The sequence below is a fragment of the Nocardia sp. SSK8 genome (assembly GCF_037034205.1).
Classification (GTDB): domain Bacteria; phylum Actinomycetota; class Actinomycetes; order Mycobacteriales; family Mycobacteriaceae; genus Nocardia.
The window spans coordinates 1-203 of sequence record NZ_JBAGKD010000055.1; the positions used below are offsets into that span (position 1 = coordinate 1).

Here is a 203-nt window from a genome sequence, read left to right on the forward strand (position 1 = left end):
CGCTTATCTGTGGGTGGATATGGCGCATTTCGCGGGTCTGGTCGCCGCCGGTCTGCACCCGTCGCCGGTGCCGTTTGCCGATGTGGTGTCCTCGACCGTGCACAAGACTCTCGGTGGTCCCCGTTCGGGTTTGATTCTGGCCAAGCAGGAGTTCGCGAAGAAGCTGAATTCGGCGGTGTTCCCGGGTCAGCAGGGTGGGCCGT

Annotated in this window: 1 pseudogene; it reads left to right on the plus strand. The window is 63.5% G+C overall.

From position 1 onward, the window contains the following. Nucleotides 1–203: pseudogene (locus WA675_RS27345) on the plus strand (serine hydroxymethyltransferase); the annotation flags it as partial.